Origin of the sequence: Streptomyces sp. NPDC006335 (genome assembly GCF_040612795.1) — a bacterium.
Taxonomy (GTDB): Bacteria; Actinomycetota; Actinomycetes; order Streptomycetales; family Streptomycetaceae; genus Streptomyces.
In genome coordinates this window covers 24,951-50,862 of the sequence record NZ_JBEXQX010000014.1, presented here as the reverse complement: position 1 = coordinate 50,862, position 25,912 = coordinate 24,951, and the positions used below count along the sequence as shown (strand labels likewise).

Genomic DNA, 25,912 nt, shown 5'->3' with positions numbered 1-25,912 from the left:
GAGGACCGACAAGCAGGGAGGAGGGAGCGCCGTGATCCGCAACTGGACGACCGGGCGCCCCGCCGCCGTGTTCCTGCTCCTCGTGCTCGACGTCGTCCTGCTCGACACCAGCAGCCTCTCCGCCGCCGTCGCGCTCGCCGCGACCGCCGCGGCCGGCTCCGCGTTCGTCGCCTGCTCGCTGATCGCCTCGCGCTGCGCGCCCGCCGTGCCGCCGACCCGCGTCCGCACCGCCATCCGCGACCGCGCCCGCCGCACGGCCTTCCTCACACAACGCGACCCCGACGCCCAGGGGCGCCCCCGCCCCCGAGCCCCCGGTCACGCCCTCCGGACGATCACCGCGTAGAAGCCCCTCGCACAGGGGTGTTCCGCGCGGGTCGTCATGCCGCCTCTCACCACTTCCGGCACGACGAGACCCCCGGAGGGCTCACCCATGTCCGTCTTCGCTGATCTGGTCCAGCATCTCGCCGACCTGCTCCACCCCCTCTTCGGCGCCACCGCGGCCGCCGCCGCGATCGTCCTGTTCACCGCTTTCGTACGACTGCTCGTGCACCCCCTGTCCCGCGCCGCGGCCCGCGGCCAGAAGGCCCGCACCAGGCTCCAGCCGAAGATCGCCGAGCTGCGGAAGAAGCACAAGGACGACCCCGCCGCGCTCCAGAAGGCGGTGATGGCCCTGCACGCCGAGGAGAAGGTCTCCCCGCTGTCCGGCTGTCTGCCCGGACTGTTCCAGCTCCCCGCGTTCTTCCTGCTGTACCACCTCTTCTCCAACACGACGATCGGCGGCAAGGCGAACGAGCTGCTCGGCCACGAGCTGTTCACCGCGCCGCTCGGCGGACGCTGGGCGGACGCGCTCGGTGACGGCGGGGCGTTCGGGGGAGCGGGGCTCGTGTACGTCTGCCTCTTCGCGTTCGTCGTCGTGGTGGCGACCTTCAACTACCGCCGTACGAAACGGATGATGGCCGCGAACCCGGTCCTGCCGGTGACCGACGGGCAGCCGGTGCCCGGGATGGGCGCGATGAGCAGGGCCATGCCCTTCATGTCCTTCTTCACCCTCTTCACCGTGGCGGTAGTGCCCCTCGCGGCCGCGCTGTACGTGGTGACCAGTTCGACGTGGGCCGCGGTCGAGAGGGCCGCCCTCTATCGCTGACCGGAGCGGGGACGGTCCAGTCCGTGAACCGGGTATTGCGGACTGGACACTCAGCTTGGAGGATCGACCAGTCATCCGATGGCTGCACCCGTCGGCGGGCGCCCCGCGATCTAGGGAGATAGTGATCATGAAGCTGCTGCGAGTCGGTACGGCGGGAACGGAGACGCCCGCGCTGCTCGACACCGACGGGGTCCTGCGGGACCTGTCCGGTGTCGTGGAGGACATCGACGGGACGCTGCTCGCCGACGACGCGGCACTCGGCCGGGTCCGCGCGGCCGCGGAGGCCGGGGACCTGCCGGCGCTGGACACCACGGGGCTCCGCGTCGGGCCGCCGGTCGGAGGGATCGGCAAGATCGTCTGCATCGGCCTGAACTACCACGACCACGCGCGCGAGACGGGTGCCGAGCCGCCCGCCGAGCCGGTGATCTTCTTCAAGGCCGCGGACACGGTGGTCGGCCCCTACGACACGGTCCTGGTGCCCCGGAAGTCGGAGAAGACCGACTGGGAGGTCGAGCTGGCGGTCGTGATCGGGCGTACGGCCCGCTACCTGGCGTCCACCGAGGAAGCGCTCGCCCATGTCGCCGGGTACGCGGTGGCGCACGACGTGTCCGAGCGGGAGTTCCAGATCGAGCGCGGCGGGACGTGGGACAAGGGGAAGAACTGCGAGACGTTCAACCCCCTGGGACCGTGGCTGGTGACGGCGGACGAGATCCCCGACCCGCAGAACCTGTCCCTGAAACTGTGGGTCAACGGCGAGCTGAAGCAGAACGGCACGACCGCCGAGCAGATCTTCCCCGTCGGTGAAGTGGTGCGCTACGTCAGCCAGTTCATGACCCTGTACCCGGGCGATGTGATCAACACGGGTACCCCGGCCGGGGTCGCGATGGGGGAGCCCGAGCCCAAGCCGTATCTGCGGGCCGGGGATGTGGTGGAACTGGAGATCTCGGGGCTCGGGCGGCAGCGGCAGGAGTTCAAAGACGCCTGAGGCGTGGGGGACTGCGGTCGTTCGGCCCTCCCGCGCCCCTGGGTGGGGCCAGTCACCCCAGTAGCGATGCGAGCCTGCGCCAGGCCTCCCTCGGGAGGCTGTAGCGCGGGCCGCCGTCCACGATCTGCAGGGCCACATGGTCCGCGCCCGCCTCGAGGAACTCGTCGACGCGGGCGCGGATCTTCTCGTCCGTGCCCCAGGCGTAGACCGCGTCGACCAGGCGGTCGCTGCCGCCGTCCTTGAGGTCGTCCTCCGTGAAGCCGTTGCGGAGGAAGTTGTTGGTGTAGTTGGGCAGGGCCAGGTACATGGCGAGGTAGTCGCGGGCCACGGCGCGGGCGCGCGCGGGGTCGGACTCGAGGACGACCTTCAGCTCCGGGGCCAACAGGGGCGCCTCGCCCAGGAGTTCACGGGACCGTGCCGTCTGGTCCGCGGTGATCAGGTACGGGATCGAGCCGGCCGCGCGGTTCTTGGCCAGTTCGATGGTCTTGGGGCCCAGTGCGGCCAGGACCCGGCCCTCGGCCGGTGCTCCTGCCTTGTCCAGGGCGTCCAGGTAGGCCACCAGGGCCGAGTACGGGCGCCGGTACTGCTCCGCGAGCTTGGCGTGGCTGACGCCCAGGCCCAGGACGAAGCGGCCGGCGTGGGCGGCGTCCAGGTCGGTGAAGCTCGCGGCGGCGGTCTCGGCCTCGTGGTCCCAGATGCTCTGGATGCTGGTGCCGACGACGATCCGCGAGGTCGCCTCCAGGAGCGGGGCGGCGTTGGCGGCGGAGCTGCTGCCGCCCAGCCATATCGCGCCGAACCCGAGTTCCTCCAACTCGGCGGCGGCCTCGGCGCGTTCGCCCCGCAGGGACGGGTCCTCCCCGCGCAGACCGCCGCCGTTCCAGATGCCGTACTTTCCGATGATCTGCTTCATGGCAGGTGCCAACGCGGGAGGACCCGGCGATCATTCCTGTCCGTCAGCGGCCCTTGCTCAAGAACTCCTCCAGCGCCTCGACCACGAGACGGTGGTCCTGGAGCTGGGGCAGGCCCGAGACCGTCACCGTGCCGACCACACCCACGCCCTCCACCGTGATCGGGAAGGAGCCGCCGTGGGCCGCGTACTCGTCCGGGTCCAGCCGCGAGGACTCCTCGAAGGTGCTGCCCTTGGCGCGGAAACGGGCGCCGACCAGGTAGGAGGCGGAGCCGTAGCGCTCCACGACCCGGCGCTTGCGGTCGATCCAGGCGTCGTTGTCCGGGGTGGAACCCGGCAGGGCCGCGTGGAAGAGCTGCTGGCCGCCGCGCCGGATGTCGACGGCCACCGGAGCCTGCCGCTCCCGGGCCAGCTCCACCAGCAGCGAGCCCAGCGCCCACGCGTCCTCGTACGTGAACTGCCGGAAGACCAGACGGCGTTCCTGCGCCTCCAGCTCCTCCAGGGGCGGGGTGAGTTCCGGCTGGAACTTCGGGGTCAGCCCGGTGTTGTGCGTCACAGCTGCACCGCCACTCCGTCGTGGGCCGAACGGCGCGCCGCCTCCAGTACGTCGAGGGCGGCGGCCGCCTCCAGCGCGGTCACCGGGTTGGTGCCGCCGTCGGCAAGGGCCCTGGCCACGGCCGCATAGTAAGCGGGGTAGTCGCCGGGGAGGGTGGGGACGGGGCTGCCGCCGCCCGTCACGGGGGACTCTCCCGCGCCCAGCCGGCCCCACAGCGACTCGGGCTCCCGGCCCCAGCCGGCCGCCGTACCGGGCCGCTCGCCCTCCCTGAGCGCCGCCTCCTGCGGGTCCAGGCCGTACTTCACATAGCCCGCCTTGGAGCCCAGCACCCGGAAACGGGGGCCGAGTTGGGCGGTCGTGGCGGAGACGTAGAGGTGGGAGCGGACGCCGCTCGCGTGCGTGATCGCGATGAACGTGTCGTCGTCGACCTCGGCGCCCGGGCGGCGGACGTCCGCCTCGGCGTACACGGAGGCGGCGGGCCCGAAGAGAGTCAGGGCCTGGTCGACGACATGGCTGCCGAGGTCGTAGAGCAGACCTCCGATCTCTGCCGGGTCACCGGACTCGCGCCAGCCGCCCTTGGGCTGCGGCCGCCACCGCTCGAAACGGGACTCGAAACGCCATACGTCGCCCAGTTCGCCCGCGTCGAGGAGCTTGCGGAGCGTCAGGAAGTCGTTGTCCCAGCGGCGGTTCTGGAAGACGGAGAGGAGCAGGCCGCGGTCCTCGGCGAGGGCGGCCAGCTCGCGCGCCTCGGCCGCCGTGCCGGCGATCGGCTTGTCGACGACGACGGGGAGGCCGGCCTCCAGGGCGGTGGTGGCGAGGGGTACGTGCGTCTTGTTGGGGGAGGCGATGACGACCAGGTCGAGTTCGTCGGCGCGCGCGAACAGTGCGTCGGCGCCATCGACGGTACGTACGTCCGGGAACTCGGCGCGGGCCTGTTTCTGCCGCTCGGGGTTCGAGGTGACCACCGTGTCGAGGGCGAGGCCCTCGGTGGCGGCGATCAGCGGGGCGTGGAAGACGGAGCCCGCGAGGCCGTAGCCGACGAGGCCCACGCGGAGGTCAGCAGCAGTCATGCCCTCCACTTTCGCAACGGTGTTGCCAAAGTGCAAGCGTGGCGGACAATGGCAGGCGTGAACAGGACGAACGGCGGAGCCAACCTCCCGGCCCTGCGCAGCCACAACACCGCGCTCGTGCTCGACCTGCTGCGGGGCGCGGGCGCCGGGGGGATCAGCCGCCTGGAACTCGCCGAACGGACCGGACTGACCCCGCAGGCCGTCAGCAAGATCACCGCCCGGCTGCGGGGTGCGGGCCTGGCGGCGGAAGCGGGGCACCGGGCGTCGACGGGCGGCAAACCACGGACCGTCCTGCGCCTCGTGCCCGGGGCGGGCCACGCGGTGGGCGTCCACCTGGACCGGGACGCGCTGCGGACGGTGCTGGTGGACCTCGCCGGGGCGGTGGTGGCGGAACGGCACGCCGCGCTGGACCTGGGCGCGGGCGCGCAGGCCGTCGTCGCGGTGGTCGCGGGAGAGGTCGAGGGGCTCATGGAGGGGCTCCTGGAGGAGGCGGGGGGAGAGCGCGCGGCCGAGGACGCCGGGCCGCCGGAGGCCGGTGCGACCACCGGGCCGTCGGCCCCAGGCGCCGACGACGAGGGCACCGCCCCGCACTCCGCCGCCGACTCGCTCCCCTCCCTCCTCGGGGTGGGCGTCGCCCTCCCGGGGCCCCTCGACCACACCAGGGGTGTGCTGCACCGCGTCACCGGCTTCCCCGAGTGGGACGGCTTCCCCCTGCGGGACGCGCTCGCGCGGCGGCTCGGAGTGCCCGTCGTGGTCGACAAGGACACCAACGCGGCCGCACTGGGGCTCGCCGTCGCCGGGGAGCGGGGCTCGTTCGCGTATCTGCACCTCGGTACGGGGCTCGGCGCCGGACTCGTCATCGGCGGGGCCGTGCACCGGGGGGCGCGGACCGCGGCCGGGGAGTTCGGGCACCAGGTCGTCCAGCTCGACGGGCCGCCCTGCGGCTGCGGCGACCGGGGCTGCGTCGAGGCGCTGTGCCTGGCGGCGGTGGCCCGCGGCGACCTCACCGAGGCGGCCCGGGTCCTCGGCATCGCGGCCGGCAACCTCGTCGCCCTCCTCGACATCGACCTGGTACTGCTGGGCGGCCGTACCGTCACCACCGCCCCGGACGCCTTCCTGCGAGGCGTCGAAGCCGTCCTCGACGAACGCGCCCGGCGCACCGGCGAGGAACCGGTCCCCGTGCGCACCGCGACCGGCGAGGTAGCCGAGGGCGCGGCACAGCTCGTCCTGGCCCCGCTCTTCGGCCGGTCCGACGCGTGAGGAACGGTCGGTCCGACGCCTGGGGGAGGGCACCGGCCGGACACCGACGACCCGACCGGTTTCACCCTTCGCTCGCCACCCCGCGTCCGCTGATCGAGGGGACTTCCCCGGCCGTACGGAGCGGCATCCCGCGTCGGGCGCCGTCACCCGACATGGTCATGTGTTCATGCGACGGTATGCCCACGGTGGTACGCCCACCTTCCTCGGCCTCGCGGCAGCAGCCGCCCTGATGTCGGCGCCCCCCGCGACAGCCGCCACCCCTTCCCCCGCCCCCGTCGACCACTCCTGCGCCCCCGTCGGCCGTTCCTTCCCCCTCACCACCCGTATCCACGGCGGCCCCGACGTCTACGAGGCCGGGGGCGGCTTCCACACCTGGTACCTGGACCTCGTCAACACGACCCGGCACACCTGCGAGGGCATCCACCCGGTCGTCGTCCTCGTCGACGAGCGGCACGCCCTGAAGCCCTCCCAGCCCCGCCTGGAGTTCTACGACGGCCCCCGCACCCACGCCGTCCGCTTCGAGACCACCGACGAGGACGAACTCGTCGGGGTGTTCGGCGGCGCCGGGCTCACCGTGGGCCCGGGCAGGACCCTCACCGTGAAGGTACGGCTCGCGCTCACCGAGGACGCCGTACCGAACGAGGTCACCGTCAACGCGGCCGTCGTCCAGCGGCACGGCGACGACGGCGACTGGGTGGGGCAGTCCGACGACTACCGCTTCGGCATCGGCTCCCCGCCGGGTACTGTGCGGCCCGACCCCACCCGCACCCCCCGCGGCCTGCCCTTCGCGGACGCGGCCGAGGAACTCGCCAGCACCGGCCCCGCCGCAGCCGCCGCCGTCCTCGGGACCGCCGCCCTCCTCCTGGTCACGGTGGGAGCGATCCTCAGGGCCCGCGGCCGCCGCTGACCCCGGACGTTCCGGGACCCGTCCCCAACCGGCCATTCCCTCAAGATCCGGCCACTGTCTAGGCTGGGGCGGACGCAGCAAGGCGTACACGCGTACGGCAGGAGATCCCGCACATGGCAGACCGCAAGCCCATCGATTCGTGGCTCACCGACATGGACGGTGTACTCATCCACGAGGGCGTACCGATCCCCGGCGCCGACGCCTTCCTCAAGAAGCTCCGCGAGTCCGGCAAGCCCTTCCTGGTGCTGACCAACAACTCCATCTACACCCCGCGCGACCTGCACGCCCGTCTGCGCCGCATGGGCCTGGACGTGCCGATCGAGAACATCTGGACCTCGGCCCTGGCCACCGCGCAGTTCCTGGACGACCAGCGGCCCGAGGGCACGGCGTACGTCATCGGCGAGGCGGGTCTGACCACCGCCCTGCACGACATCGGCTACATCCTGACCGACCACGAGCCCGACTACGTCGTCCTCGGCGAGACGCGCACCTACTCCTTCGAGGCCATGACCAAGGCGGTCCGGCTCATCAACGACGGTGCCCGTTTCATCTGCACCAACCCCGACGAGACCGGCCCCTCCGCCGAGGGCGCGCTGCCGGCCACCGGTGCCGTCGCCGCCCTGATCACCAAGGCGACCGGCAAGCAGCCGTACTTCGCGGGCAAGCCCAACCCGCTGATGATGCGCACCGGACTCAACACCATCGGCGCGCACTCCGAGACCAGCGCGATGATCGGCGACCGCATGGACACCGACGTCCTGGCCGGCATGGAGGCCGGCATGCAGACCTTCCTGGTCCTCACCGGACTGACCCGCCCCGAGCAGGTCGAGGCATTCCCGTACCGGCCCTCGAAGGTCGTGGACTCGATCGCGGACCTCGTCGACCGGATCTGAGGCGGGACCCCGTCGGCCGGATCCGAGGCTGACCCGAACGGAGCAACGCGGCGCCCCTCCGGGTGCGGGCCCGGAGCCCCCGGGGGACTCTCCACATATCTGGAGGTTCACGATGGGTTCACTACGCCTCACTGTCTGTACCGTCGTCCTGGCTTTCGCGGCCCTCACCCCGCCCGCGCAGGCGGCGGACGGCCGCAGCGTCTCGGTGACCCCGTCGACCCCCGCAGCCGGCGCCGACCTCACGCTGAGGGTGACCGGCTGCGCCGGGAAGACGGCCACCGCCGCCTCGGCCGCGTTCGTCGCGAGCGCCCGGCTGACCGGGGCGGACGGCAGCCTCGCCGGGGAGACCCGCGTCCGCTCCTCGGCCGAGCCCGGACCCTACGACGTGCGGATCACCTGCGCCGACGTCGAGGTGACGGGCAGGATCACCGTCGTGGCGGCGCTGGGCGGCTCCGTACCGGCGTCCCCCGCCGCCCCCGTCGACGCGGGCGGCGGCTGGACCGCCACCCACCTCTCCGCGATGGAGCCCCATGCCACCGGGCCCGGCACCGGGCACGCGGTGACGGGCCTGGTGCTCGCCGGGGTCGCGGCGGTGGCCGTCGTGCTGCGCCGCAGCCGCCGGAGCCGCGAGGCGGACTGACCGGCGATGGCCCACCGCCTCTCCCACCGCTTCTCCGGCCGCTTCGCCGACCGTCACTCCGACCGTTTCTCCGACCAGGACGGCGGTCGCGCCCCGCACGGACGCGCCTCCGGGACCGGACGGCTGCTGACCGGCGTGACCTGGGCGGTACTGCTGTTCGGGTTGTGGCTGTGGGGACGCGAGGTCACCGACGTACGGCACGGCCCGTCCGCGCCGGTCGCCGGCGACGTGGCCGCGATCGGGCCCCCTTCCGAACTGGTCGAACTGCCGCCCGCGGCACGCCCGTTGAGGGGAGCGCTGCCGCAGCGCCTCGACATCCCGGAGCTCGGGGTGCAGGCGCCCGTGGTGGCCCGCGGCCTGGACGCCAGGGGTGCCCTCGACCCACCGCCCTTCGACCAGCCCGGCGTCGTCGGCTGGTACGCGGCCGGCGCCCGACCCGGGGCAGCCGGGACCGCGCTGATGGTGGGACACCTCGACACCGAGACCCGGCCCGCCGTCTTCCACAGGATCAGCTCCCTCAAGCCGGGCGGGACGATCCGCGTGATCCGCGACGACGGCAGGGTCGCCGAGTTCACCGTCGAGGACGTACGGGTCCTCACCCGCGAGCACTTCGACGCCCACCAGGCCTACGGCCCACGCGAGCCGGGCCGCGCCGAACTGCGCCTGGTCACCTGCGGCGGCACCTTCGACCGAGCGAGCCGCAGCTACACGGCCAACGTGATCGTCTCGGCGTATCTGACCGGCACGGGCCTGTAGGACCCGACCGGCGCGGGCCGGTGGGGCGGCGGGTGGCATCACCTGGCCCGGTCGGCGACCCGCTCCCCCTGAAGTCGCCGACCGGGCTGGTCCTCGACCGCGCGTGCTCGGGCTGCGGGAGTAACCCGGCGGCGGCACGGGAGGCCTGGAGGCTCGGTGGTGATGACTCGGCCAGGGGCTGGGGCCGTATCCGTATGGGAAGACAATAGAACGGATGAGCGCCTGGGCCTAGAGGCTGATGTACGCCAGGTCCCGTCCCGGTGGCTCTGCGTCATACGCCCTGGTGGCCCAGGGTGCTACGCGGGTCCGTCGGCGCTCCCGTCGATCTCCCGGCGCAGTGCGGCGTCGTCCGCGACGCCCTCGATGACCGCGCCCGCCACCTGGTCCAGGGGCAGCCGGTGGCGTCGCGCGTACTGCCGTAGCGCCATGAACGCCTGGTCGGCCGGGACGCTCCAGCGCTCGGCGAGCATCCCCTTGGCCTGCTCGATGCGGACCCTGCTGGACAGGGCTTCCTGCAACTGACCCGACAGAGTGCGGTACTGGGCATAGGTGTGACGGTTCTGCAGACCGAGGGCGGCGGCGTCGGCGAGGGCCTGGGCGACATGGAGCTCGGAGGTGACGCCGTCGGCCGGGGCGGTGTCGGGCAGCGTGGGCACGAACACGTTGAGGGCGCCCAGCAGGTTCTCGCGGCGGCGCAGCGGGACCGCGAACGTCGTCACGATGTCGTGCCCGAGGGCCCGTTCGGTGAAGTCGGGCCAGCGGGCGGCCGCGTGGGCGACCCGTATGGAGACCGGCGGTACGGGCTCGCCCGAGCCGTAGCTGTCCAGACAGGGGCCGCCGCCGTGCTGCGCCTCCAGCAGGTCCAGCGCCACCTGCTCGTGCCGGCTGCTGGGGGCCAGCGACACCGACCGGCCGCCGTCGATGAGCATCACCCCGGCCGCCCGCGCGTGCAGCAGTTCGACGCAGTGATCGGAGACGCGTTGTAAGTACCGGGTGGCCTCGAAGCCGTCGACGAGGGTGTCCGCGGCCTCCACCAGTGCCGAGGCCAGCCGGATCTCCCTGGTGGCGTACCGCATCGCTGAGCACTCCCCTTCATCGACGAGCGCCCCCGTACGGCGCGCACCTACCCCGACCTTCGAGGCTGTAACAGCTCCTGGACAAGGCTCCGGCGACCTCGTGGGCGGCGCGACCGGTGTGTCACGATTGAGACTTGCCACAGTGCACCCAGGGGGGAATTGGATGTACGTCAGCAGGGGGGCCAGGAAGGCATCCCGCGCACGGGCTTCGGCGGCGGTGCTGGGGGCGGCACTGCTGCTCGCCGCGTGTTCGACGCCCGAGGATCCGAAGGAAGAGGGCGAAGGCGGCACGGCCGGTGCGGGGATCACCCAACAGCCCAAGGAGGCCGACCCGTTCTGGGTCAACCCGGACGGCAACGCGGCCAAGCAGGTCGCCGCGTACCTGAAGAGCGGCAAGGACGACCAGGCCGAGCAGATCCGCAAGATCGCCCAGCAGCCGACCGGCGAGTGGATCGGCCCGGAGAACCCGGAGCAGGAGGCGCGCGGCTTCACCGAGGCCGCGGACAAGGCCGGCCGTACGGCCCTGCTCGTCCTCTACAACATCCCGCACCGCGACTGCGGCCAGTACTCCCAGGGCGGCGCCGCCGACGGCAACGCCTACCGGGCCTGGATCGACGGCGTGGCCGCGGGCATCGGCGACCGGTCGACGACGGTGATCCTCGAACCGGACGCGGTCCTGCACCTGGTCGACGGCTGTACCGAGGACGAGTTCCACGAGGAGCGCTACGACCTGCTCACCGGCGCCGTCGAGAAGCTCAAGTCCCTGAAGAACACCAAGGTCTACCTCGACGCGGGCAACGCCGGCTGGGGCCACCCCGACCAGATCTTCGAGCCCCTGAAGTGGGCCGGCATCGCGAAGGCCGACGGCTTCTCGGTGAACGTCTCCAACTTCTACTCCACCGAGGACTCCATCGCCTACGGCAAGCAGCTCTCCTCGAAGGTCGGCGACAAGCACTTCGTCATCGACACCAGCCGCAACGGCAACGGCCCGTACAAGGCCGGCGACGAGAACGAGCGGTGGTGCAACCCACCGGGCAGGGCCCTGGGCGAGACCCCGACCATAAAGACGGCGGACCCCTTGGTGGACGCCTACCTCTGGGTCAAGCGCCCGGGCGAGTCGGACGGCGAGTGCAAGGGCGGCCCGAAGGCGGGCCAATGGTGGCCAACCTACGCGTTGAAACTGGCGCGAGCTTCAGGTACCTAGGGGCGCGGGGAACTGCGCGACGAGCCCCAACGCTCCCGCACCCGAAAAACCAAGGTGCGGGAGCGTTGTTTCGGCCCTACGGCACTCGAACCCACTGCGCCTTCGACGGCGTCCCCTGATCGTCATCGACGAACAGCATGTACCACCCCGACTGCACCAGGTTCTTGTTCTCCGGCACCGTCACCTTCACCTTGTCCCCGGACACCGTGAACTTCAGCTCGACGGACCGCTGATCCACATCGGTCACGTGCGTCGACGCACTGGGCCGGATCAACCGCACCTTCTTGATCACGGAAGCCTGCGGAGAGGTGAACGTCCCGGACGAACCCCGCGCGATGGTCTGCGGCCCCCCGGACAGGGACGGCCGGGAGTCCCGGTACAGATAAGGCGGCGTGTAGATCTCGATCCGCTGCTCGAAGACACCCGGCTTCGTGTTCGCCTTGTCCCCGTACAACGAGTCCGACCCGAAGAACATCACCCGCCCGTCCGGCAACAGCAGTGACCCGGAGTGGTAGTTGCGCCCCACGAGAGGATCGGCCACCGACTCGAACGTGTTGGTGTCCGGGTGGTACAGCCGGGCCTGGAGGATGTTGGAGTCCCCGCGCCCGCGGTAGTCCTCCGACCCCCCGGACACCAGCACCGAGTCGTCGGGAAGGATCGACGCCTGCGGGTACCGCGTCCCCTTCTCCAGTGTCGGCCCGTCGACGAACCGAGGGCTGTCCGCCTTCATGTCCACGATCCGCGTCCTGTTGCTGGACCGCGCGGACTCGCCGACCCCGCCACCCCCGATCACCATGAACTTCTCGTCCTGCGCCGGAGGCAGCAGTACGGTCCCGGAGGTCTCCATCTCGTCGGCGTCGCTGAGCCCGGGGACCTTCGTGAACTTGTTGCTGTCCACGTCCCAGACTCCTGGCTCACGCCCCACGTTGTCCGGCCCGTACCCCGCGTTCGACCCGGAGTAGAAGATCTTGCCGTTCTGCATCAGGAACAGCGCCGGGTAGGTCGGGAACTGACGGATCTTCGAGGTGTACGTCCACTTCCTGGTCCGGGGGTCGAACACCTCGTTCTTGCCCGGGACGAGCTGCCCGATGTCGTCGAGCCCGGAGACGCTGAGGATCTTCCCGTCGCTCAGGGTGGTGAGCGTCGGGTACCAGCGGGCCTCCTTCATCGGGTCGACCTTGATGTACTTCTCGGCGACCGGGTCGAACTCGAAGGCGTCCCGGATCCCCTGGAAGTCCTTCTTGTCGAGCGCGAGTTTCTGCGCGATGCCGTAGGTGTTGCGCGCGTCCGTCCCGGTGAGCCCTTGGATCCGGTAGTTGTCCTGGGTGCCGGTCTCGTACGTGCGGCCGCTCTTCTGGGCCTCGACGTAGATGCGCCCGAGGCCCGGGGTGTTGCGCAGGAACTTCCCGGTCGCCTTGTCGAAGACCTTCGTGGCCCGCTCCACGACGACCGGGTCCCTGGACACGAAGGTCTTGCCGTTCTCCTTGCCGGTGAACTTGGTGCCTGCGGGCAGGGTGATCGGCCGGTCCGGGTTCTCGTTGTGCACGATCATCAGGCCGCCGGCCTTGGTGACGTCACCCTTGAGCTTCTCGTACCGCTTGGTGCCACCGGCGATCAGCAGATTGCCGTTGGCGAGCTGCGTGTGCCCGGTGCAGAACAGGTCGCTCGGCGTCGGCACCTTCTTGATGGTGCCCTTGACCGGGTCCCAGATCCGGGTGTCGAACTTCTTCGCGTCGAAGTTGTCCTGGTTGTTGCCCGAGCCCGCCACCAGCAGCACCTTCCCGGTGCGCAGCAGCGCCGCGTGGATGGTGTTCTGCCGGTACTCCTCGGGGAAGTCGACGATCTCCCACTTGCCGTTCTCGGCTTTGTACTCGGGCTTGTTGATTTGGTACTGGTGGTATTTCTCCGTCCCGAAGCGGTACAGCCACGGGCCGTTCATCCCGGCCAGCGCGAGCACCACCGCCGTACCGATCGCGAGTCGACGGGCGCGGCGGCGGCCTGCACGGTCGTTCATTCCTTACGTCCCCCAAGTCCACCAAGGGCGATCTGCATGGTCTGGTCGTTGCCCCCGTCGTCCGCGGAGCCCCCGGAGTCCGGCTTCGGGGCGGCGGCCCAGGTCGGCTTGTGGGCGGGGGCGTGCTGGGCCGGCGTGTGCTGCGCGGGCAGCGGCTGCGGCTGGTAGTGCGCCGAGACCTGTGCCGGGACCTGCGCCGGGACCACCGGTGCCTGGGGCGCCTCGGCGGGCGCGGTGGGCTTCTTCCTCGCCTGTCGCAGCATGTGCCGCCAGGTGAGGATCGGGGTCGCGGTGATCAGCATGGCGAAGGTCGCCCAGATGATCATCGCGGGGTGCGAGTGCCCGAGGGCGACACCGGCACCGATCGAGCCGCCGAAGATCGCGATGAAGTACCAGTGGTAGCGGAAGGTGCCGAACCACCGGTCGGGGCTGGCCGAGTCACCCTTGGGCGTGACCACGAACTTGCTCTTGCGCCGCAGCACCGAGTCGACGAGCGCCTTCGCGTACAGCGGGGCGGACAGCGCCGACATCACCATGCCCGCGACACCGCCGGAGCCCTCGGGCTCGTGCGGGGAGACGTTGTGGCGGCGGTTCCAGATGTACAGGCCGATCTGGAGCGCGGAGGCGTTGCCGTAGAGCATCAGCCACACGGTCGGGTCGATGTTCACACCCGAGGCGCCCAGACCCAGGAACAGCGCGCAACTCAGGGCCGCGAGGATCCAGTTGAGGGCGGACATCGGGTAGAAGATGATCATCATCGTGTAGTTGAAGAGCTTGCTCGGCGGCAGCGAGTACCAGCCCTTCCAGTACTGCTTGAGGATCGTCTCGTACGTCCCGCGCGACCAGCGCATCTGCTGGGTGAAGAAGTCGGTCCAGGCGCTCGGGCCCTCACCGACCGCGAGCACGTCCGGCGTGTAGACCGAGCGCCACTTGCGACCCGTCGCCGGGTTCTTGTGGCGGTGGATCTCGAAGCCGGTGGCCATGTCCTCGGTGATCGAGTCGTACAGCCCGCCGATCTGCTTGAGCGCCTTGATCCGCACGGCGTTCGACGTGCCAACGAACATCGGGGCGCCGTACTTGTTGCCGGCGCGCTGGATCAGGGCGTGGAAGAGGAACTGCTGGGACTCGGCGGCCTTGGTGACGAAGTTGTCGTAGTTGCCGTAGACCTGCGGGCCGATCACGAAGCCGATGTCCGGGTCGCGGAAGAAGCCGAGCATCCGCTCCAGGTAGTTGGGCAGCGGCACGTGGTCGGTGTCGACCGAGGCGAAGAAGTCGTACTGGTCGCCGTGCGCGTCCAGCCAGGCGTTGTAGTTGCCGTGCTTGGTCTTGGCACGGTGCGGGCCCTTGGGCTGGTTCCACTTCTCGACGCCCTTGCGGGAGAAGTGGTGCACACCGAGGCGCGCGCACACCTCCTTGACCGCCGGGTCGTCGCCCTCGTCCAGGAGCCAGACGTGCATGAGGCCGCGGTGGCGGATCCGCACCGCGGCTTCCAGAGTCTTGGTCACCATCTCCAACGGCTCCTTGCCGGGCACGAAGGAGGTGAGGAAGGCCACTCTGGTGCCGGTCTCGGGCACCACCGGGACCGGGTCGCGGGCGACCAGGGTGGCGTGCGCGTTGGACAGCACGTTCATGCAGCGGAAGAACTCGATCAGGCCGATCGAGACGAGCATGACGATGTCCAGGGCCGGCAGCCAGGAGAAGGCCGGGTAGTCCCGCTCGGTCCAGTGCTCCGGCTGGAGCAGCCAGGCCAGCAGGACCAGCGAGAGCAGCGGGGCCGCGGCGAGCATCAGGGCGACCCGGATGCGGTGCGGCTCCTGCGAGATCAGCGAGCGGTACTGCACCTTGTAGGGCCGGCTCGGGTCGGGCTGTGTGAGGGGACCGGCCAGTCTGCTGTAGTGCTCGTAGTCGTATTTCGGAAGCGTCTTCTTTATCCGGCGCAGTGTGCCGGTCCGATGCGAAGGCAGCCTGAGCTGTGTGGTGTCGGACGGGTCGAAGTTCTGCCGGGCGCCCGTCGGCGTCGACGTCATGATGAGTCATCCCCCCACACGCGGACGGGCCGCGTGTTGTCGTTTCCTTACGGCTGATCCGGTCCCCCTCGACCTTCACAGACGTATCAGTGGTGGGCCGCAGTCACCACATTCTTCACATCACTAGACAGGTAACAGCGACCTTCCGGTTGCAGACGCCCCCCTCGGCGTCCTCCGAAGCGGGGCCCCCTTTCCCCGCAACACCGGCAACCGTCTCCTTGCCCCCCAACTGCCGCGTATACGCAGCATCTTGAAAACCAGGGTTCTACGGTGCTCATCATGATCGCAAGATGCGAAACGCGGTGTTTACCGGTCATACGCGTTCATTGTGGCTCCTGTGGGGGCCTCGTGGAGTCCTTGCGGACATCCGTACGGCCACCGGCTCGGCCGGGTTCACCCCCTGCCCCGCGAGAAGCCGCACGCAGGGGCGAGCGCCGTCCATGCGGCAAGGCCCCCCACGGCAGTAAGCGCCTTCCACACAAAAAGGCCCCCCGCCTGAGCGAGGGGCCTTCCACAGTTGCGCGCGCTCCCAAGGAGCACCTCCTTCAAAACCGGCAGGCCCCCCGCTTCCACGGGAGGCCTGCCATCGTCTGTGCGCCGCCAGGGACTCGAACCCCGGACCCGCTGATTAAGAGTCAGCTGCTCTAACCAACTGAGCTAGCGGCGCCTGCTGACCTGCACAACTCTACCCGACCCGAGAGGGTGCTCCGGGTCGCCGTACATCATTCGGACCGTCAGCATGCGCGTGCGGGCGACAGTTGAGAAACTGGCGAACGTGCACAGTTGCGGACATTTCTACCTGGAGCGTGAGGGGCGTCGCATGGAGACTCCGGTGTTCGAGGAGATCGATCCCGCGAGCGACTGCGACTGCCCCGGCTGCGTCCACTGGCGGCGCGTACTGCCCCGCTCGACCGGCGGCCACCCCGCCACCACCCGAGCCGTGATCCTCGCCGCCGCGGCCTCGACCGCCCTCGGCGCGGTCCACGCGGCCCCCGCCTTCGCCGCCCCCCACGCCCCGGCCCGTCCGGGGGGACCCTCGGTCGACGAGCCCGAGACCCCCCAGGGCCGCAAGGCCCCGCTGCACGGCCCCGGCGGCAGGCCCTCGGTCGTCAAGGCGCCGACCACCACCCGCGCCGACATCATCCGGCGGGCCAAGCAGTGGGTCGCCGCGAAGGTGCCGTACAGCATGTCCGCCTACTGGGGCGACGGCTACCGGCAGGACTGCTCGGGCTTCGTGTCCATGGCCTGGAACCTGCCGGGCAACGAGTGGACCGGCAGCCTCGCCAAGTACGGGATCAGGATCGCCAAGGACGACCTCCAGCCCGGCGACATCCTGCTCTTCCACAACCCCGCCAACCCCGAGCAGGGCTCCCACGTCGTCATCTTCGGCGGCTGGACGGACTACACGCACACCTACTACCTCGCCTACGAGGAGACCCGCCCCTACGCCCGCAAGCAGGCCACCCCGTACGCCTACTGGAGCAACTCGGACCGGTACGTCGCCTACCGGTACAAGGGGCTCGCGGGCGCCACGGCGGGCACGGAGCCGGACCCGCCCCGGCCCGGCACGCCCGAACCCGGCACGCCCGAGCCGCCCGTGCCGGACAACGCCAAGCCGGAGGCGCCCACGGTGACGCCCTACCCGGGAGCCGCCTACTTCGGCCCCGGGGCCGACAACAAGTACGTCACCCAGCTCGGCCGCATGCTCGTGGGGCGCGGCGCCGGGCGCTACTACACCTCCGGTCCCGGCCCCCGCTGGACGGACGCGGACCGCAGGGCCACCCAGGCGTTCCAACGGGCGCAGGGCTGGCGAGGCCAGGACGCGGACGGGCTGCCCGGGGCGCAGACCTGGACGCTGCTGGTGACCGGCAGGGGCAAGGACATCGAGCCGGCGGGTGGGGGGAGCGGGACGGCGGGTCCGCCCGCGCCCGCCTCGCACGGGGTCCCCGGCTACCCCGGACGCGCGATGTTCCGGCCCGGCGCGACCAACGAGTACGTCACCCGGCTGGGCGGACAGCTCGTGAAGAAAGGGTTCGGCAGGTACTACACGTCCGGACCGGGACCCCGCTGGGGCGAGGCGGACCGACGGGGCGTCGAGGCCTTCCAGCGCGCCCAGGGCTGGCGGGGCGGCGCGGCGGACGGCTACCCGGGACCGGAGACCTGGCGGCGGCTCTTCTCGTAACCACCTGTGGTGACATCTGGCGCGGAGGCTGGAGACACGCATGACGACGACCGCTTCACCCACACCGGAGTCCGAGGGCCACGCACGCCCCGCCCGGCTCATCCAGAACGAGTCGACCACCGAGATCCCGGTCCACCTGCTCTTCCGTGACGACCCGGACCCCGTGTCGGTCCCGCTGAAGCCCGCGGTGGTGTCCCGCCGCCAGGGCACCGGGGAACAGCCCCGGCTGCGCAGGCCCGGCCAGGTCACCCCGCGGCCCGCCCCGGACGTCGACCCCGACCTGACCGAGCGCCCCGCGCGGGTGCTGCCGGGCTCGGTGGGCGTCCTCGCCGGTGCCTGCGGACTGGCCGGGTGCGCGGTGACCTCGTGGTGCGCCGGCGTGCTGCCGAGGCTCGCGCTGGAGGCGCTCAGGGTTCCGGCCTACGCGGGCGCGGGTCTGGGGCCGGTGCAGTGGGGGGCGTACGCGGGAGCCGGCGCCCTCGGTCTGTTCGGTTTCGGCGGGCTGGCCCGCGGCCGGACCGGGCGGGCCTGGGTGCTCGGTCTGTTCGGCCGCTACCGGGGGACCGTCCGGCGCACCGGCCTGATGTGGGTCAACCCGCTGCTGCTGCGCCGCCGGGTCGACGTACGGCTGCGGCACTGGCGCGGTGAGCCGATGGCGGCCGCCGACGCGAGCGGGGTCGCGCTGCGGGTCGTCGTCCTCGTGGTGTGGCGGGTGCGGGACACCGCGCGGGCCACTCTCGGCGTCGACGACCACGAGACGTACTTGCGCGAGTGCGTCGAGGCCGCGCTCGCCCGGGTTCCGGTGGAGGCGCCGGGCTCGGGACGGGGCTCGGCTGACGCGGCGGGGGAGGCGCTGACCCGGCTGGTGGCCGCGGAGACCGCGCCCGTCGGCGTCGAGGTGTTCTCGGTGCAGCCGCTGCGCGTCGAGTACGCCCCCGAGGTCGCCGCCGCGATGCACCGCCGCCGGATCGCCGCGCTGGACGCCCAGCAGCGGGCCACCATGCTGACCTCGGTCGTGGACTCGGTGGAGGACACGGTCACCCGGCTGACCATGCGGGGCCTGGTGGAGCTGGACGACTACGAACGCAAGGCGCTGGTGAAGGACTTGACGGTGGCGTTCTGCGCGGGGCGCGGAGAACAAGGGGCGTAGTTGGTATGGACATGTTCAACGCTCAGTAATAATCTGGGACTTGGTCTAGACCTGCAAGCTCACTGAACCTCCCCCACGTTCTCCAGGAGCAGCAGCATGCGCGAAAAGACCAAGTGGTACGCCGCCGTGGTGGGCCTCGCCACCACCGGCGCCCTCGTCCTCTCCTCCGGCGGCGCCAGCAGCCACGGCTACACCGACCTCCCCATCAGCAGGCAGAAGCTCTGCCAGAACGGCACGGTGGCGAACTGCGGCTCGATCCAGTGGGAGCCGCAGAGCGTCGAGGGCCCGAAGGGCTTCCCGGCCTCCGGTCCCGCCGACGGCCAGATATGCAACGCAGGCCTGAGCCAGTTCAGTCAGCTCAGCGCGCCGCGGACCCCGTCGGGCGCCGCCTGGCCGGCGACCAAGGTGACGGGCGGGCAGAGCTACACGTTCCGCTGGCAGTTCACCGCCATGCACGCCACGACCGACTTCAAGTACTACGTCACCAAGCCGGGCTGGAACCAGAACCACAACCTGGCCCGCTCCGACCTCAACCTCACCCCGTTCCTGACCGTCCCCTACAACGGTCAGCGACCCCCCTCCACCCTCTCGCACAGCGGCACCCTGCCGTCCGGGCTCAGCGGACGGCATGTGATCGTCGCGGTGTGGACGATCGCCGACACGGCGAACGCGTTCTACGCCTGCTCGGACGTCACGTTCTGAACGGCACTCGGGGCGGGGCGTGCGCTAACTCGATCGTGTGATGATCGGGTTCCTGGCCTGCTGTGTCGTACGTGAGCCGGGATAGCGTGATCCGTGGTGCGATCTGGAACGTCGGGTGTGGCGTCGGTGTGCTGGGCCCCTGCTCCACCAGCGAGATGGTTCAGGGCCTCCCCGTCGCCTCGGCCGCCCTCGACGGGCCTGGTCGTGAGGGAACTGGCCTCCCGGGACCGGACCACGCATGGGATGCGTGTCGCCGCCCCGGGGATGAGTACGCCGGGGACCAGTGCGCTCAAGACCGTTCGGGGCGTGCCAGTACGAGGCCTCGGCCGCGTACTGCTGAGGAACGGTAGGTTCCCCCGCACGAGCTGCATTCAGCCCCCCGGGGGAGCGCGCCACGGCCGTGGCCCGGCTCACGCTCCGGGCCACGGCAAGCACGCGGTGAACGCGGGCGGTATGTTCTCGACCTCCACATCTGACGGACCGTCAACTACCGTACGTCCCCATGGACTCCAGGAGGCGTACGGTCGCGGAGCTGGTCGCCGGGCGGTGGGGCGACCACCGGCCAGGGCTGTGGTTCGAGGGGCGGGTGCTCACCCACCACGAGGTCGCCGCGGGCGCCGCCGCCCGGGCCGCACTGCTCACCGACCTGCTGCCGGGGCCGGGCGCCCACATCGGCGTACTGCTCGACAACACCCCCGAATACCCACTCTGGTTGAGCGCGGCCGCCCTCGCCCGCACCGCCGTCGCCGGCATCAACCCCACCCGCCGGGGCCCCGAACTTGCCCGCGACATCCTGCACACCGAGTGCCGCCTGCTGATCATCGAGGCCTCCCGACTGCCGTTGCTGCGAGGGCTCGACCTCCCCGGCGTCCGCCTCCTGGTGACCGGCACCGAGGAGTACGACACCCTCCTCGCGCCCTACGCCGACGCCGAACCGGACAGCTCCCGCGCCGCTCCCGGCGACCGGCTGCTGCTCTACTTCACCTCCGGCTCCACCGGCGCCCCCAAGGCCGCGCTCTGCTCCCAGGGTCGGCTGGCCGCAGCCGGGCGCTCACTGGCCGACCAGTTCCGGCTCGGCCCCGACGGCGTGCACTACGTCTGCATGCCGATGTTCCACGGCAACGCCGTGATCGCCGACTGGGCGCCCGCGCTGGCGACCGGGGCGGGCGTCGCGCTCAGGCGGCGGTTCTCGGCCTCGGGGTTCCTGGCGGACGTGCGCGCGTACGGGGCGACGTACTTCACCTATGTCGGCCGGGCGATCCAGTACGTCCTGGCCACCGAGGAGCGCGCGGACGACCGGGACAACCCGCTGCGGCTCGGCTTCGGCACCGAGGCGGGGGCCGTGGACGCGGCGGCCTTCGAGCGGCGGTTCGGGGTGCGGCTGGTCGAGGGCTACGGGTCCTCCGAGGGCGGCGCGGCGATCCAGTGGGCGCCCGGGACTCCGCGGGGCGCGGTCGGGCGGGCGGGGCCCGGGCTCGTCGTACTCGATCAGGAGACGGGGGAGGAGTGTCCACCCGCGCGCTTCGACGCGGCCGGGCGGCTGCTGAACGGGGAGGAGGCGATAGGTGAGCTGGTGAACAAGGCGCCGAACCCCTTCGAGGGCTACTGGCGCAACCCTGAGGCGGAGGCCGAGCGGCGGCGCGGTGGCTGGTACTGGACCGGGGACCTCTTCTACCGGGACGCCGACGGCCACCTCTACTTCGCGGGCCGCACCGACGACCGGATCCGGGTCGACGGCGAGAACCTGGCGGCGGCGATGATCGAGAACATCCTGGCGCGCTATGAGGGGGCGGACGCCGTCGCCGTGTACGCCGTGCCGGATCCGGTGACCGGGGACCAGGTGATGGCGACGATCGCGGGGACCTTCGATCCGGTGGCCTTCGCCGACTTCCTGGCAGCCCAGCCCGACCTCGGCACGAAGATGGCGCCCCGGTTCGTGCGAGTGGTGGAACGGATGCCGGTCACGGCGACGAACAAGATCCAGCGGGCACGGCTCAGGAAGGAAGGCGTGCGCTGCACGGACCCGGTGTGGTGGCGGCCGCCGGGCACGAAGACGTACCGGAGACTGGCCCCGGAAAACGCCGAAGGGCCTCTCGCTCCCACGAAAGGCCCTTCACCGGTGCGCCGCCAGGGACTCGAACCCCGGACCCGCTGATTAAGAGTCAGCTGCTCTAACCAACTGAGCTAGCGGCGCATGACTCTCGCCCTCCGCCTTCGGCGGCTGGCGACAGAGAAAATACTACCCGGTCGGAGGGGGTGCTTCTGACCACGGGCGGGTGAGCCCACTCAGGGGCGCGGGGAACTGCGCGACCAGCCCCCACGCACCCGCGGACGACAGACGGCCTTCTACCCCGCCCCTAGATCGCCAGTGACAGGAGAACCGGCGCCGCACCCCGGTTCAACCGGTCCGTCGCCTGGCGCAGGCGGTGGGCCTGGTCGACCGGCAGGGACAGCGCGAGGCACCCGACCAACGACCCCGCGGTGATCGGCACCGCCGCGCACACCGTGCCCACCGCGTACTCCTGGAGGTCGAGGTGGGGGACCGTCGGCGGCTGGGCCTCCAGGCGGGAGAGCAGCAGCCTGTCGTTGGTGATGGTGCGCGAGGTGAGGCGGGTCATGCGGTGCCGGGAGAGGTGGTCGCGGCGGCCGTTGTGGTCGAGCTGGCTGAGCAGGCTCTTGCCGAGCGCGGTCGCGTGGGCGGAGGAGCGGAAGTCCACCCACTCGTTGACCGCCGGGGTCGCGGGACCGTCGGCGTACTGGGCGATGGTGACCTCGCCGTCGACGTACCGGCTGATGTAGACGGCCGCGCCGATCGAGTCGCGCAGTTCGTCGAGGGTGCGCTGGAGCTTGTCGCGCAGGGCCTCGTCACGGTCGTGCGCGGAGCTCAGCCTGGTCAGGGCGGCTCCGGTCACGTACGCGCCGTCGGCGACCTGCTCGACGTACCCCTCGCGGCGCAGCATCCTCAGGAGCGTGGTCAGTCGCTCCGGGTCGAGGCCGGTGGTACGGGCGAGTTCGGTGTCGGTGACTCCGGCGGTGTGCCGTGCCACGGTCTCCAGGACGCGCAGCGCGTCCTGGGCCGAGTGGTACGGCGCGGTCGGCTCGTGCTTCAGCGCCACGGTGTTCCCCCTGCGCTCGCTCGGTCGCACTACTACTGGGCCGTAATCCAGACAGCGATCCCTTCCACGATAACCGGCAAACGGCTTGTAGTGAGCGGCTGTTGACGAGATTCCGTCCCCGGGCCGGGCCCTCTCAGCAGGGGCGCTGACACGCTGGCATATGCCAGAGACATGACCCGGGTCCGGGACCTCGGACATTGAACGTTGTTCACTTCTGGCGGTCAGAGAACCGCGCTGAGAAATTCCCGGGTGCGGTCCTGCGCGGGGTCGCTGAAGATCTTCTCCGGCGGGCCCGACTCGATGATGCGGCCGGAGTCGAACATGAGGACCTGGTCGGAGATGTCCCGGGCGAAGTTCATCTCGTGGGTCACGCAGAGCATCGTGATGTCGGTGGTGCGGGCGATGTCCCGCAGCACGTCGAGGACGCCGGCGACCAGCTCGGGGTCGAGCGCCGAGGTCACCTCGTCGAGCAGCAGGACCCGCGGCCGCATGGCCAGGGCCCGCGCGATCGCCACCCGCTGCTGCTGCCCGCCGGAGAGCTGGGTCGGCCGGGCCCCCGCCTTGTCGGCGAGCCCCACCAGGTCGAGCAGTTCGAGGGCGCGTGCCTCCGCCTCGTCCTTGGACATGCCGAGCACGGTGACGGGCGCCTCGGTGATGTTGCGCAGGACCGTCATGTTCGGGAACAGGTTGAACTGCTGGAAGACCATCCCGATCTTCTTGCGCACCTCGCGGAGCTGCTTCTCCGGCGCCGGGAACAGCTTCTCCCCGTCGACGGTGACCGTGCCCTCGTCGGGCTTGGTCAGCGTCATCAGCATCCGCAGGATCGTGGTCTTGCCGGACCCGGAGGGGCCGATCAGCGTCACGTGCTTGCCGGAGTCGACGGAGAAGTTCAGCCGGTCCAGGACGGTGTTCGAGCCGAAGCGCTTGGTCACGTCCTCGAAGCGGATCAGCTCACTGCCGTCCACCGGCGGGTTGGTGTTCGCGTCGGGTTCCTTCATGAGGGGAGTGTCAGCGGACAAGACGTCGCTCCAGGGATCGCAGGAGAAGGGAGGCCAGGTAGGAGATGACGATGAAGGCCACGCCGATCACGGTCAGCGGCTCGGTGAACTGGAAGTGCTCCTGCGCGAACAGCCGCGCCTCGCCGAGCATCTCCAGGACCGTGATGACCATCAGCATCGGCGTGTCCTTGAGCATCGAGATCACGTAGTTGCCGAGGGCCGGCACGACCCGGCGGATCGCCTGCGGCAGGATCACCACCTGCCAGGTCCGCACCCGTGGCAGGTTCAGCGCCGTCGCCGCCTCCCACTGACCGGCCGGCACCGCCTCGATACCGGCCCGGTAGACCTGCATCGTGTACGTCGAGTAGTGCAGCCCGATCCCGATGACACCGGTGGTCAGCGCGGAGAGGGTCACGCCCCACTCGGGCAGCACGTAGAAGAGGAAGAAGAGCTGGACCAGCAGCGGGGTGTTGCGCACGAACTCCGTGACCACCCCGACCGGCCAGCGCACGAACCGCGAGGGCGCGCGCATCAGCAGCGCCCACACCAGGCCGAGCGCGAACGAGATCAGCGAGCCGAGCGCGAGGGCCTGCAGGGTGACCAGCAGACCGTCCCAGAACTGCGGCATGAAGTCGCTTACGGCACTCCAGTCCCAGGTCATCCGACACCACCTCCGACGGGCTGGGGCACCTGTACCTCACGCGCGGGCTCCTTGCCGACCCCCGCCTTGAGCTTCTTCTCCAGACCCCGCATCAGCCGGGTGAGCAGGAAGGCGATCACGAAGTAGATGAGCAGCAGATACGTGTAGATCCCGGCGCTCTCCTGGAGCGCGAGCCGTACCAGGTTGCCGCTGAACGCCAGGTCGCCCATGCCCATCACGGACACCAGCGCGGTGCCCTTGAGCAGTTCGATCAGCAGGTTGGAGAACGGCGGGATCATCTCCGGCACCGCCTGCGGCAGCAGGATCAGCCGCAGTCGCTGCCAGGGCGTGAAGCTCAGCGCGATCCCGCCCTCCTGCTGCGCCGGGTCGACCGCCTTGAGCGCCCCGCGCACGATCTCGGAGCCGTACGCCCCGTACGTCAGCCCCAGTGCGAGCGTGCCCGCCCACATCGGCACGAGCTGCCAGCCGAAGGCCGGGGGCAGCACGAAGAACACCCAGAAGATCATCACCAGCGCGGAGGTACCGCGGAACACCTCGGTGTAGAAGCCCGCGAGGAAGCGGACGATCCACAGCCGGTGGGTGCGCAGGACACCGACCACGAAGGACACGGCGGCGGCGAGCAGCGAGCTGAACACCAGCAGCTGGACCGTCGTCCAGACGCCCTTGAGCACCAGTTCCCAGAGTCCGGAAGTCATCCGCCGCAGAGCTCCTTCGCGGTCAGGTCCGTCATCTCGGCCTGCGTGAACCCGAAGGGCTTGAGGATCCGGAACAGCTCCCCGCTCTTCTTCAGCTTCCGCAGCTCGACGTTGAAGGCGTCCCGCAGGTTCGTCTCGGTGCGGCGGAACGCGAACGCGCCCCCGTCGACGTGCGGCTTGCCGCCCACGGTCGGGGTGAAGGCCTTCGTCGCCTCCGCCTTGGCCGACTTCTTCACCACCTCACGGGTGGTGAGCGCGGTCCCGGCGAACACGTCGACGCGTCCCGCCTCCACCGCGTTGAGCCCGGCGACCTGGTCGGGAACGATCAGGATGTCGCTCTCCTTGTAACCGGCCTCGACGGCGTACCCGATCTCCGCGTAACCGGTACCGGTGGCGAACTTCGCCTTCTTCTCGACGACGTCCTTGTAGTTGTGGAGACCTTTTGGATTTCCCTTGCGGACGATGAAGGAATCGAGCATCTGGTAGTCGGGATCGGCGAAGATCACCTGTTCGCAGCGTTCCGGGGTGACATACATCCCGGCCGCCACGACATCGAACTGCTGCGAATTCAGTCCGGGAATGAGCGAGCCGAACTCGGTGGGCACGGGCTGCACCCGGTCCACGCCGAGCCGCTTGAATATGGCCCTCGCGAGTTCCGGCGCCTCGCCGGTCAGGTCGCCGTTCTTGTCGATGTAACCGAAGGGGATCTCGCCCGCGATTCCCAGCCGTACGACACCCGCCGCCCTGAGCCGGTCGAGCAGTTCACCGCCGCCCTTGGTGGAGGCGGTGGCCACGCGTGAGCAGCCGGCGGTGCCCAGTGCGCCGAGCGCCGCCACCCCCGCGAGCAGCGATCGGCGGGTGGTCCCGGATATGTGTTCGCCGTGTTCCAGTGGTGGAGCCATGGCGGCGCGGCTACCCGACCGGATGCGACTTATGCGGATCGATTTGAGCCCTGTTTCCAGCGAGGCC

24 protein-coding genes and 2 tRNA genes are annotated in these 25,912 nt (G+C 70.7%); 13 read left to right on the top strand and 13 right to left on the bottom strand.

The genetic code is table 11. The features are described 5' to 3' along the window. The first annotated feature begins 31 nt into the window (after positions 1–31). The 3 genes from ABZ098_RS31700 (at position 32) to ABZ098_RS31690 (ending at position 2,129) form a co-directional block, all read left to right on the top strand. Entirely contained in the window at positions 32–343 is a 312-nt protein-coding gene (locus ABZ098_RS31700; protein ID WP_356597006.1) for a DUF6412 domain-containing protein, read from the top strand. Between the two features lie 87 nt (positions 344–430). Next, a complete protein-coding gene (locus ABZ098_RS31695; protein WP_356597004.1) occupies positions 431–1,144 on the top strand; it encodes a YidC/Oxa1 family membrane protein insertase in 714 nt (237 codons plus the stop codon). Positions 1,145–1,271: 127 nt separating this feature from the next. Then, complete coding sequence (locus ABZ098_RS31690; protein WP_356597002.1) at positions 1,272–2,129, top strand: fumarylacetoacetate hydrolase family protein; 858 nt, start codon at positions 1,272–1,274, stop codon at positions 2,127–2,129. Between the two features lie 52 nt (positions 2,130–2,181). Here the strand turns inward: ABZ098_RS31690 and ABZ098_RS31685 are convergent, their stop codons facing one another. Genes ABZ098_RS31685 through ABZ098_RS31675 form a run of 3 tightly spaced genes read right to left on the bottom strand, consistent with a single transcriptional unit; the run spans position 2,182 to position 4,662 of the window. Further along, the gene (locus ABZ098_RS31685) at positions 2,182–3,039 is read right to left on the bottom strand and encodes an LLM class F420-dependent oxidoreductase (protein ID WP_356597000.1); all 858 of its coding nucleotides are present in this window, start codon (positions 3,037–3,039) and stop codon (positions 2,182–2,184) included. A gap of 43 nt (positions 3,040–3,082) precedes the next feature. Beyond that, positions 3,083–3,592: a heme-degrading domain-containing protein gene (locus tag ABZ098_RS31680; RefSeq protein WP_356596998.1), complete on the bottom strand. Its 510-nt coding sequence runs from the start codon at positions 3,590–3,592 to the stop codon at positions 3,083–3,085. Continuing rightward, the gene (locus ABZ098_RS31675) at positions 3,589–4,662 is read right to left on the bottom strand and encodes a Gfo/Idh/MocA family oxidoreductase (protein WP_356596996.1); all 1,074 of its coding nucleotides are present in this window, start codon (positions 4,660–4,662) and stop codon (positions 3,589–3,591) included. Before ABZ098_RS31675 ends, ABZ098_RS31680 begins: the two co-directional genes overlap by 4 nt. Before the next feature lie 57 nt (positions 4,663–4,719). On the opposite strand from ABZ098_RS31675, the gene ABZ098_RS31670 reads away from it, so the two are divergent. The 5 genes from ABZ098_RS31670 to ABZ098_RS31650 all read left to right on the top strand — a co-directional run bounded on the left by ABZ098_RS31670 (position 4,720) and on the right by ABZ098_RS31650 (position 9,118). Further along, positions 4,720–5,922: an ROK family transcriptional regulator gene (locus ABZ098_RS31670; protein WP_356596994.1), complete on the top strand. Its 1,203-nt coding sequence runs from the start codon at positions 4,720–4,722 to the stop codon at positions 5,920–5,922. Between the two features lie 166 nt (positions 5,923–6,088). Further along, positions 6,089–6,829 (top strand): hypothetical protein, encoded by a 741-nt coding sequence (locus tag ABZ098_RS31665; protein WP_356596992.1) that lies wholly within the window; start codon positions 6,089–6,091, stop codon positions 6,827–6,829. Between the two features lie 113 nt (positions 6,830–6,942). Next, entirely contained in the window at positions 6,943–7,722 is a 780-nt protein-coding gene (locus tag ABZ098_RS31660) for an HAD-IIA family hydrolase (RefSeq protein WP_280851281.1), read from the top strand. Positions 7,723–7,834: 112 nt separating this feature from the next. After that, on the top strand, positions 7,835–8,362 hold the full coding sequence (locus ABZ098_RS31655) for a hypothetical protein (protein WP_356596990.1): 528 nt from the start codon (positions 7,835–7,837) through the stop codon (positions 8,360–8,362). Positions 8,363–8,368: 6 nt separating this feature from the next. Further along, positions 8,369–9,118, top strand: a complete 750-nt coding sequence (locus ABZ098_RS31650) for a class F sortase (protein ID WP_356596988.1) — start codon at positions 8,369–8,371, stop codon at positions 9,116–9,118. Between the two features lie 296 nt (positions 9,119–9,414). Here ABZ098_RS31650 and ABZ098_RS31645 read toward each other — a convergent pair whose 3' ends face one another. Beyond that, positions 9,415–10,194 carry a GAF and ANTAR domain-containing protein gene (locus tag ABZ098_RS31645; RefSeq protein WP_356596986.1) on the bottom strand — a complete coding sequence of 260 codons (780 nt, stop codon included), beginning with the start codon at positions 10,192–10,194 and terminating at the stop codon, positions 9,415–9,417. 163 nt (positions 10,195–10,357) lie between these two features. On the opposite strand from ABZ098_RS31645, the gene ABZ098_RS31640 reads away from it, so the two are divergent. Next, positions 10,358–11,398, top strand: coding sequence for a glycoside hydrolase family 6 protein (locus tag ABZ098_RS31640; RefSeq protein ID WP_356596984.1), 1,041 nt, complete (start codon positions 10,358–10,360; stop codon positions 11,396–11,398). Between the two features lie 76 nt (positions 11,399–11,474). On the opposite strand, the gene ABZ098_RS31635 is transcribed toward ABZ098_RS31640, so the two are convergent. The 3 genes from ABZ098_RS31635 to ABZ098_RS31625 all read right to left on the bottom strand — a co-directional run bounded on the left by ABZ098_RS31635 (position 11,475) and on the right by ABZ098_RS31625 (position 16,106). Continuing rightward, the gene (locus ABZ098_RS31635) at positions 11,475–13,412 is read right to left on the bottom strand and encodes a kelch motif-containing protein (RefSeq protein WP_356596982.1); all 1,938 of its coding nucleotides are present in this window, start codon (positions 13,410–13,412) and stop codon (positions 11,475–11,477) included. Further along, the gene (locus ABZ098_RS31630) at positions 13,409–15,439 is read right to left on the bottom strand and encodes a glycosyltransferase family 2 protein (protein WP_356596980.1); all 2,031 of its coding nucleotides are present in this window, start codon (positions 15,437–15,439) and stop codon (positions 13,409–13,411) included. Before ABZ098_RS31630 ends, ABZ098_RS31635 begins: the two co-directional genes overlap by 4 nt. Before the next feature lie 593 nt (positions 15,440–16,032). Further along, positions 16,033–16,106 (bottom strand) — tRNA-Lys (locus ABZ098_RS31625). Between the two features lie 153 nt (positions 16,107–16,259). On the opposite strand from ABZ098_RS31625, the gene ABZ098_RS31620 reads away from it, so the two are divergent. The 4 genes from ABZ098_RS31620 to ABZ098_RS31605 all read left to right on the top strand — a co-directional run bounded on the left by ABZ098_RS31620 (position 16,260) and on the right by ABZ098_RS31605 (position 21,628). Further along, positions 16,260–17,621 carry a peptidoglycan-binding protein gene (locus ABZ098_RS31620; RefSeq protein WP_356596978.1) on the top strand — a complete coding sequence of 454 codons (1,362 nt, stop codon included), beginning with the start codon at positions 16,260–16,262 and terminating at the stop codon, positions 17,619–17,621. A 40-nt stretch (positions 17,622–17,661) separates the two neighbouring features. Beyond that, on the top strand, positions 17,662–18,771 hold the full coding sequence (locus ABZ098_RS31615; RefSeq protein WP_356596976.1) for an SPFH domain-containing protein: 1,110 nt from the start codon (positions 17,662–17,664) through the stop codon (positions 18,769–18,771). A gap of 96 nt (positions 18,772–18,867) precedes the next feature. After that, a complete protein-coding gene (locus ABZ098_RS31610; RefSeq protein WP_356596974.1) occupies positions 18,868–19,473 on the top strand; it encodes a lytic polysaccharide monooxygenase in 606 nt (201 codons plus the stop codon). Between the two features lie 502 nt (positions 19,474–19,975). Further along, positions 19,976–21,628, top strand: a complete 1,653-nt coding sequence (locus ABZ098_RS31605; protein ID WP_356596972.1) for a long-chain-fatty-acid--CoA ligase — start codon at positions 19,976–19,978, stop codon at positions 21,626–21,628. On the opposite strand, the gene ABZ098_RS31600 is transcribed toward ABZ098_RS31605, so the two are convergent. From ABZ098_RS31600 to ehuB, 6 genes are all read right to left on the bottom strand, one after another. After that, positions 21,594–21,667, bottom strand: a tRNA-Lys gene (locus ABZ098_RS31600). The genes ABZ098_RS31605 and ABZ098_RS31600 overlap by 35 nt on opposite strands. 163 nt (positions 21,668–21,830) lie before the next feature. Then, positions 21,831–22,589: an IclR family transcriptional regulator C-terminal domain-containing protein gene (locus tag ABZ098_RS31595; RefSeq protein WP_356596970.1), complete on the bottom strand. Its 759-nt coding sequence runs from the start codon at positions 22,587–22,589 to the stop codon at positions 21,831–21,833. A gap of 221 nt (positions 22,590–22,810) precedes the next feature. Further along, a complete protein-coding gene (gene ehuA, locus ABZ098_RS31590; protein ID WP_356596968.1) occupies positions 22,811–23,587 on the bottom strand; it encodes an ectoine/hydroxyectoine ABC transporter ATP-binding protein EhuA in 777 nt (258 codons plus the stop codon). 10 nt (positions 23,588–23,597) lie between these two features. Next, complete coding sequence (gene ehuD, locus ABZ098_RS31585) at positions 23,598–24,248, bottom strand: ectoine/hydroxyectoine ABC transporter permease subunit EhuD (RefSeq protein ID WP_356596966.1); 651 nt, start codon at positions 24,246–24,248, stop codon at positions 23,598–23,600. Beyond that, complete coding sequence (ehuC, locus tag ABZ098_RS31580) at positions 24,245–24,943, bottom strand: ectoine/hydroxyectoine ABC transporter permease subunit EhuC (protein ID WP_356596964.1); 699 nt, start codon at positions 24,941–24,943, stop codon at positions 24,245–24,247. The genes ehuD and ehuC overlap by 4 nt, the downstream gene beginning before the upstream one ends. Continuing rightward, entirely contained in the window at positions 24,940–25,845 is a 906-nt protein-coding gene (gene ehuB / locus ABZ098_RS31575; RefSeq protein WP_356596962.1) for an ectoine/hydroxyectoine ABC transporter substrate-binding protein EhuB, read from the bottom strand. The genes ehuC and ehuB overlap by 4 nt, the downstream gene beginning before the upstream one ends. Positions 25,846–25,912 lie beyond the last annotated feature (67 nt).

Excerpts from the sequence above, each read along its gene's own strand:
- ABZ098_RS31665 (WP_356596992.1), top strand. The coding sequence starts at position 6,089 with ATGCGACGGTATGCCCACGGTGGTACGCCCACCTTCCTCGGCCTCGCG.
- ABZ098_RS31695 (WP_356597004.1), top strand. The coding sequence starts at position 431 with ATGTCCGTCTTCGCTGATCTGGTCCAGCATCTCGCCGACCTGCTCCAC.
- ehuC (WP_356596964.1), bottom strand. The coding sequence starts at position 24,943 with ATGACTTCCGGACTCTGGGAACTGGTGCTCAAGGGCGTCTGGACGACG.
- ABZ098_RS31685 (WP_356597000.1), bottom strand. The coding sequence starts at position 3,039 with ATGAAGCAGATCATCGGAAAGTACGGCATCTGGAACGGCGGCGGTCTG.
- ABZ098_RS31650 (WP_356596988.1), top strand. The coding sequence starts at position 8,369 with ATGGCCCACCGCCTCTCCCACCGCTTCTCCGGCCGCTTCGCCGACCGT.
- ehuA (WP_356596968.1), bottom strand. The coding sequence starts at position 23,587 with ATGAAGGAACCCGACGCGAACACCAACCCGCCGGTGGACGGCAGTGAG.
- ABZ098_RS31660 (WP_280851281.1), top strand. The coding sequence starts at position 6,943 with ATGGCAGACCGCAAGCCCATCGATTCGTGGCTCACCGACATGGACGGT.
- ABZ098_RS31620 (WP_356596978.1), top strand. The coding sequence starts at position 16,260 with ATGGAGACTCCGGTGTTCGAGGAGATCGATCCCGCGAGCGACTGCGAC.
- ABZ098_RS31690 (WP_356597002.1), top strand. The coding sequence starts at position 1,272 with ATGAAGCTGCTGCGAGTCGGTACGGCGGGAACGGAGACGCCCGCGCTG.
- ABZ098_RS31605 (WP_356596972.1), top strand. The coding sequence starts at position 19,976 with ATGGACTCCAGGAGGCGTACGGTCGCGGAGCTGGTCGCCGGGCGGTGG.
- ABZ098_RS31675 (WP_356596996.1), bottom strand. The coding sequence starts at position 4,662 with ATGACTGCTGCTGACCTCCGCGTGGGCCTCGTCGGCTACGGCCTCGCG.
- ehuD (WP_356596966.1), bottom strand. The coding sequence starts at position 24,248 with ATGACCTGGGACTGGAGTGCCGTAAGCGACTTCATGCCGCAGTTCTGG.
- ABZ098_RS31610 (WP_356596974.1), top strand. The coding sequence starts at position 18,868 with ATGCGCGAAAAGACCAAGTGGTACGCCGCCGTGGTGGGCCTCGCCACC.
- ABZ098_RS31630 (WP_356596980.1), bottom strand. The coding sequence starts at position 15,439 with ATGACGTCGACGCCGACGGGCGCCCGGCAGAACTTCGACCCGTCCGAC.
- ehuB (WP_356596962.1), bottom strand. The coding sequence starts at position 25,845 with ATGGCTCCACCACTGGAACACGGCGAACACATATCCGGGACCACCCGC.
- ABZ098_RS31645 (WP_356596986.1), bottom strand. The coding sequence starts at position 10,194 with ATGCGGTACGCCACCAGGGAGATCCGGCTGGCCTCGGCACTGGTGGAG.
- ABZ098_RS31635 (WP_356596982.1), bottom strand. The coding sequence starts at position 13,412 with ATGAACGACCGTGCAGGCCGCCGCCGCGCCCGTCGACTCGCGATCGGT.
- ABZ098_RS31655 (WP_356596990.1), top strand. The coding sequence starts at position 7,835 with ATGGGTTCACTACGCCTCACTGTCTGTACCGTCGTCCTGGCTTTCGCG.
- ABZ098_RS31615 (WP_356596976.1), top strand. The coding sequence starts at position 17,662 with ATGACGACGACCGCTTCACCCACACCGGAGTCCGAGGGCCACGCACGC.
- ABZ098_RS31640 (WP_356596984.1), top strand. The coding sequence starts at position 10,358 with ATGTACGTCAGCAGGGGGGCCAGGAAGGCATCCCGCGCACGGGCTTCG.